The sequence below is a fragment of the Motilibacter deserti genome (genome assembly GCF_011250635.1).
Classification (GTDB): domain Bacteria; phylum Actinomycetota; class Actinomycetes; order Motilibacterales; family Motilibacteraceae; genus Motilibacter_A; species Motilibacter_A deserti.
In genome coordinates this window covers 1-6332 of record NZ_JAANNP010000100.1, presented here as the reverse complement: position 1 = coordinate 6332, position 6332 = coordinate 1, and the positions used below count along the sequence as shown (strand labels likewise).

4 protein-coding genes and 1 pseudogene are annotated in these 6332 nt (G+C 71.9%); 2 read left to right on the top strand and 3 right to left on the bottom strand.

The features are described from left to right. On the top strand, positions 1-589 hold a 589-nt coding region (locus G9H71_RS20415; protein WP_166284625.1), incomplete at its 5' end, for an ATP-binding cassette domain-containing protein. 169 nt (positions 590-758) lie between these two features. Here the strand turns inward: G9H71_RS20415 and G9H71_RS20410 are convergent. Further along, positions 759-1202 carry a VOC family protein gene (locus G9H71_RS20410; protein WP_166284624.1) on the bottom strand — a complete coding sequence of 148 codons (444 nt, stop codon included), beginning with the start codon at positions 1200-1202 and terminating at the stop codon, positions 759-761. A 321-nt stretch (positions 1203-1523) separates the two neighbouring features. Here G9H71_RS20410 and G9H71_RS20405 point away from each other — a divergent pair, with 321 nt between their 5' ends. After that, on the top strand, positions 1524-1700 hold the full coding sequence (locus G9H71_RS20405; protein ID WP_166284623.1) for a hypothetical protein: 177 nt from the start codon (positions 1524-1526) through the stop codon (positions 1698-1700). Between the two features lie 985 nt (positions 1701-2685). Here G9H71_RS20405 and G9H71_RS20400 read toward each other — a convergent pair. Together G9H71_RS20400 and G9H71_RS20395 are read right to left on the bottom strand one after the other, a co-directional pair. Beyond that, a pseudogene (locus G9H71_RS20400) lies at positions 2686-4998 on the bottom strand (GH92 family glycosyl hydrolase); the annotation flags it as partial. A gap of 198 nt (positions 4999-5196) precedes the next feature. Continuing rightward, positions 5197-6332 (bottom strand): PHB depolymerase family esterase (locus G9H71_RS20395; protein ID WP_166284621.1); only part of this gene is annotated, 1136 nt, incomplete at its 5' end.

Sequence of the window (6332 nt, the reverse complement as noted above, 5' to 3'; positions counted from 1 at the left end):
GATCTACACCGACCTCGGGATCATGGCCGGGGTGGCCACGACCTGCGAGGAGTGCGAGGGCAAGCGGTTCCAGGCCTCGGTGCTGGACTACCGCTTCGGCGGGCGCGACATCAGCGAGGTGCTCGCGATGCCGGTGACCGAGGCGGAGCAGTTCTTCGGCACCGGCGAGGCCAAGCTGCCCGCCGCGCACGCGATCCTCGGCCGGCTCGTGGACGTCGGGCTCGGCTACCTCAGCCTCGGCCAGCCGCTGACGACGCTGTCCGGGGGCGAGCGGCAGCGGCTGAAGCTCGCGACGCACATGGGCGAGAAGGGCGGCGTCTACGTCCTCGACGAGCCGACCACTGGCCTGCACCTGGCCGACGTCGAGCAGCTGCTCGGCCTGCTCGACCGGCTCGTCGACTCCGGCAAGTCCGTCATCGTCATCGAGCACCACCAGGCGGTCATGGCGCACGCCGACTGGATCCTCGACCTCGGCCCCGGCGCCGGCCACGACGGTGGACGCGTCGTCTTCTCCGGTACGCCGGCCGACCTCGTCGCGGACCGGTCCACCCTCACGGGCCGGCACCTGGCGGCGTACGTGGGGGCGTGACCTGCCTGCCTGATGCACCCGCCGGGCGCCGGGGTCAGGCGCCGCACGCGACCGGCGCGGCGCAGGAACCACCACGGCCGAGCTGTGGCTCGGCCGTGGTGGTCATCGCACGAGGTCCGTCACCCGCACGACGTCGGCCCCAGCACGACGTCGGTCCGGCAAGCCCCGGTCAGGCGCTCGCGCCGACCGTCTCCGGCATCTCGGCCTGGCCGCTGGCGACGGCCGGGTCCATCCACATGACCTCGAAGACGTGGCCGTCGAGGTCGCGGAACGAGCGGCCGTACATGAAGCCGTGGTCCTGGGCCGGCATCCAGTCCGAGCCGCCGGCGGAGAGCGCCTTGTCGACGAGGGCGTCGACGGCCTCGCGGCTGTCCGCGGAGAGCGCGTACAGCGCGCGGGTGCCGGCCGCGCCGTCCGCGATCGACGTGCCGGCGGGCAGGAAGTCCGTGAACCGGGCGTGCTGCAGCAGCATGAGGAAGATGTTGTCGTCGAGGATGACGTTGGTCGTCTGCTCGTCGCAGAACTGCTCGTTGCGGCCGTAGCCGAGGGCGCTCCAGAACGCGGCGGAGGCCTTGACGTCCTTGACGGGCAGGTTCACGAAGATCATGGTCATGGGGGCTCCTTCGTCGGGGGCGGCGGCCGCTCGCTCGCGGTGCCTGCGGTGTCGTGGAGTTGGACGCCCGGGCGGGGCCGGACTCATCGGTGAGGGCGCCCCGCGACGTAGGCCGACGAGCGGCGAGCCGGACGCCGCGTCCGCGCGTGGGACAGGGGGACGCGGGGTAGGAGCCGGGCTTCGGGTGGGCTCCGTCGATGTCGAGCAACGACCATCGGCCAGCGCAACGCCGCGCAGCAGGCGGAGCACCGGGGCGCCCAGCGCCCCAGCCCCCGACGTCCGCCCGGCCCGTTGCACGTCCCGTCAGGAAGAAGAAGACCCATGGCCTACACCCCGCCGAGCGGATGGGTGGAGCAGCTCCCGCGCCTTCCCGGAGGTGGCTCGTCGAGCTTCCGCTTCCACACCCGCCAGGACTGCCGCACGATCGTCCCGGCCACGACCCTGCAGAAGGCGGCCCAGCCCTACAGCGCCCAGCGCTGCCGCGCCTGCGCCCTCTGACCCGTCCGCAACGCACTCGGCCGGGCCACCCTTCGTGGGTGGCCCGGCCGAGGCGTTGAGGAAGCGGTCAGGGCATGCGCGCGGTGATCGCGTAGACCTTGATGCGGCTCTGGCTCGGCAGCGTGACCGACACGGCCTGCTTGGCCGGGTCGAGCGTCAGCGTGTTGTGCCAGATCGAGACCGTGAGGCCGTCGCCCCCGCCACCGGTGTGGTAGCGGCCGGAGACGGTGATGGCGCGGTCCTCACCCAGCCGAGGGGAGCCGGCCGCCCAATCGCTGGCCTTGAGCTGCACCGTCGAGCTGGTGCCGTCGGCGTAGTTCACCGTCGCGTTCCCCGTGAAGTCGCCGTTGTGAGCCGACAGCAGGACCTCGAGCGCGGCGTACCTGCCGGGCGCGAGCGGGACGGTCTGGCCGTTGGCGGCGATGAAGTTGCGCGCCGTGCCCGTCGCGGACGGGAACGCGTAGACCCGGCCCCCGACGATGCCGACACCGGCAGCGGGCAGCTGCTCGGCCGGGAAGCTCCACCCGCCGCCATCGAAGTTGCCCTGCGCCCGGTTGTCGGACGTGGCGGCGCCGTCGACGTCGTACGCCGCGCTGAGGTCCTGCGGGCAGAAGCCGCCGGCCTCGCCGCACTGGCCGAGGACGTCGATGACCGCAGTGCGCGTCACCGAATTGCCCTTCGTGTCCTTGGCCGTGACGGTGACGGGGTACTTGCCTGCGGGCGTGCCGCCCGGGACCGTGACGCGCAGCGCGGTCTCCTGCGTCATCGGCAGGTTGTCCGACTGGACGTACGCACTGGCGTTCGTGGGTGTGACGCGCAGCGGCGCAGGGGCGCTCGCGGTCACCGTGACGTACGCCCGGCCCGGCGTCGTGCTGACGGCTGCGGCGGTCAGGTCGACCGTCTGGTCCTGCGCGGAGCCGATGATGCCGGCCGACGAGCTCGTGACGCCCAGCGCGAGCCGGCTCTGCGGCACGTAGCCGGCGCCGATGGCCGGCGGTGCGCTGCTGTCACGCGTGCCCCAGGTGGACGGCGTCGAGCCGACGGTGAAGGTGATGTCCTTGCCCGCGCGGATGTCCTCGCCGGTGATCCAGGTGTCGCGCAGCTTCTTGCCGCCCAGGTCCACCCGCTGGATGTAGCGGTTCGTGGCCGACGTGCCGGGGGCGCTGATCGTGAGCGAGCCGCGCGGGTACCACTCCGGGTCCAGCGTGAGGTCGACGCGCTCGAAGACCGGGCTGGTCAGGCCCCAGACCTCGGAGCCGGGGATGACCGGGTAGACGCCGATCGAGGACAGCACGTGCCAGGCCGACATCGTGCCGAGGTCGTCGTTGCCGGTCATGCCGGTCGGGCCGTCGGTGAACAGCGTGGTCGCGGCGTGGACGACGTCGGTCGTCTTCCACGGCTGCCCGGTCCACAGGTAGATGTAGGGAGAGTGCAGGTCGGGCTCGTTCTGCGGGTTGTACTTGTCCTGGTTGTAGTACGCGTAGGGGCCGTTGACCCACACGTTGCGCACCGTGTCCTCGGAGTCCGCGAGCAGCCTGTCGTACGCGAAGAAGCTGTCCAGCCGGGCGTTGGTCGCGTCCTTGCCGCCGATCAGGTCGATCAGCTGCGGCAGGTCCTGCTGCGCGAGCCACATGTACTGCCACGACGTGCCCTCGTGGAAGCCGACGCTGTTGGCCGGGTCGGCCGGGCCGACGAACATGCCGTTCTCGTCCCGAGCGCGGAAGAAGCCGGTGCGCGGGTCGAAGACGTTGCGGAAGTTCTGCCCGCGGGCCTGGAAGCGGGCGGCGTCCTCGGGATGGCCGAGGTCCTTGGCCATCGCCGCGAGCGTGGAATCGGCGAGGGCGTACTCCAGCGTCGCCGACGGCCCGTGCTGCAGGTCGTAGTCGCCCGGCTTGCCGGTCGCCGTCGGGATGTAGGGGACGTAGCCGTTCGCGAGGTAGAACTCGTTGCCGGCGCGGCCGTTGTACTGCGACTCCGCCGGAGGCACGCCGTCCGCGTTCTTCTTCAGCGCGGCGTACGCCTCCTCCTCGTGGCCCTTCAGCAGCCCCTGCTGGTAGGCGGTCGTGAGGAACGACGTCACCGGGTCGCCGGTCATGATGTTGGTCTCGACCGTGGCGTAGCCCCAGCGCGGCAGCCAGCCGCCCTCGGCGTCGACGCGCAGCAGCGAGAGCGCCATGTCGCGGGACTCCTGCGGCGCGAGCAGCGACAGGAGCTGCTGCTGCGTGCGGTAGGTGTCCCACAGGGACCAGTTCTGGTAGTACGTGAAGCCCGAAGCCGAGTGCACCTTCTGGTCCCAGCCGGTGTAGCGGCCGTCGACGTCGGTGCCGGTGTTGGGTGCGAGCAGCGAGCGGTAGAGCGAGGAGTAGAACGTGCGGCGCTGGGTCTCGCTGCCGCCCTGGACGCGGACCTGCGCGAGCCGCTGCTCCCACTGCGCCTGCGCGGCCGCGACGACCGAGTCGAACGTCCCGCCGCCCTCGGCCGCGAGGTTCTTGCGCGCGCCGTCGAGGTCGACGTACGAGATCGAGGTCGTCGCGACGACGTCGCGGTCTCCCGTGGTGTCGAAGCGGAGGTACGCCCCGCGCCGGCCGCTGCCGGACGAGGTGTTGCTGCCGGCCGTCACGGTCGCGCCGTCCCACGTGCCGTAGGACGCGAACGGGCGGTCGAACTTCGTGACGAAGTAGAGCGTGTAGGGCTTCGTGCTCTGGCAGAAGCCGCTGCCCGTGACGCGGCTCTCGACGGTCCGGTCGTCGATGACGCGGACCTCGGAGCTGCTGATGCCGTGCAGCGCCTGGCCGGTGTTGACCAGGACGTTGGCCTCGGTCGTGGCCGGGAACGTGTAGCGCGACCAGCCGGTGTGGGTCGTCGCGCCCAGCTCGGCGGTGATCGTGCCCTGCGACGCGGTCAGCGGGACCTTGTAGTAGCCGGGCGACGCCGTCTCGCCGGTGTGGCTGAACGGCAGCTGGTACTGCGCGTAGTCCGTCGATCCGATGGCGCCGGTCGTCGGCAGCACGGGCAGGTCGCCGCCGAGGCCGCAGCCGACCCCGGAGATGTGGACCATGCTGAAGCCGCGGATGCGGTCGTGGGAGTAGTTGTAGCCCGTCGAGTGGCCGGTGTCCGGCGACAGCTGGGCCATCCCGAACGGCACGGTGGCCCCGGGGTAGGTGTTGCCCTCGTTCTGCGAGCCGATGAACGGGTTCACCAGGCTCGTCAGCGGGGCGTCGGCGGCTGCTGCGGCGCCGACGGCTGCCGGCGCCGCGGAGGCGGTCGCGGCCGGCAGGGCCAGCGAGAGGGCGGCCACGGCGGTGGCGGCTAGAGAGGTACGGCGCAAGGAGTGCTCCCGGGCGACAACGGCCGGCGGCCCTGGCGGGCCGTGCACCGAAGTGGTGCGAAGTGAGCGAACCTGAGCCTGACAACGGTGTCAAGTGGTGGAGCCTGTGTCTTCCCGAGGGCGGTCCGCGGGCGGGCGGCCGGGCGAGGCCCGACCGCCCGTCAGTGGTCAGTCCCCGCGCACGTGGCTGAAGAGCCAGTCGATCATCACGTCGTTGGAGTACGTCGGGACCCAGGAGAAGTGCGCGTTGACCGGGGTCGTCCCCGCTGTGAAGGCGGTGAACAACGTGTGGCTGCCGAGCGCCTCCGCGCGCTGCCACTGTGCTCGGGCGCGAGCCTCGTTCTCCGCGTCCGGGAGGTTGCCGGCCCACTCGTCACGGACGACGGGGGTGCCCGTCGCCTCGATCGCGTCCATGAGGTGCCAGTCCGAGTCCGCCCGGTCGAAGAGCACGGTCCGGTCGTCCCGGGAGTGAGTGGCCCAGATGGGGATGTCCTTGATGACCGGTGCGCTCTCGAGGTCGGCGTAACCGGTCACCGGGAGCGCCGCGGCGAACAGGTCGGGGTACTTGGGCAGGATGTCGAAGGTCCCCATCGAGCCCATGGACAGGCCGGTGATGTAGACGCGTTCGGGGTCCACCGGGTACTGCGCCATGGTGCGCGTGATGAGCTCCATCAGCGCGGACTGCACGCCGGGCACCTCCCACACCGAGCTCCCGGCAGGCACCGGCTGCACCGACGGCGGCGGGGCCTGCGGGGCGAGCACGAAGCTCGGGTCCTTCTGCTGCCGCTCGGGCTTCACGAACGCGACGGCCAGCTCGTTCGCGACCAGGTTGGCGCCGGTCGTGCCGCGCTCGCCCGCCCCGTGCAGGGCGACCACGAGCGGGAACGTGCGCTTGCTCGACGGCCGGTCCCGGTAGCGCTGCGGGGAGTAGAGCCCGTAGCTGAGCGCCGAGCCGGAGGACCCGGCGAAGGTGCTGCGGGCGAACTCGTCCACCAGCGGGCTGAGCACGTCGTCGTTCGCCACCGGCGTGGCGGAGGCCGGCAGCCGGACCCGCCCGCGCTCGTCGCGGACGTCCTGGGCCACCCGGACGCGGTACGCGCCCTCGAGGTCGTAGAACTGGTTGAGCGTCCCGTCGTAGCGGATGGCCGACGCGTTGGCGTCCGCGATGTCGAGCTCGACGATCACATAGCGCCCGCTGCGCTCGCGCTCGCCGCGCTCCGGGCTGTCGCTGACGTACGCGTCGGTGACGGTGCGAGCGGCGGTCGCGGTGCCCCGGGTCGCCGTGACGGCGAACGCGCCCTCGT

Bases quoted from the DNA above. Each gene is read 5' to 3' on its own strand.
- G9H71_RS20410 (WP_166284624.1), bottom strand. From the start codon at position 1,202: ATGACCATGATCTTCGTGAACCTGCCCGTCAAGGACGTCAAGGCCTCC.
- G9H71_RS20405 (WP_166284623.1), top strand. From the start codon at position 1,524: ATGGCCTACACCCCGCCGAGCGGATGGGTGGAGCAGCTCCCGCGCCTT.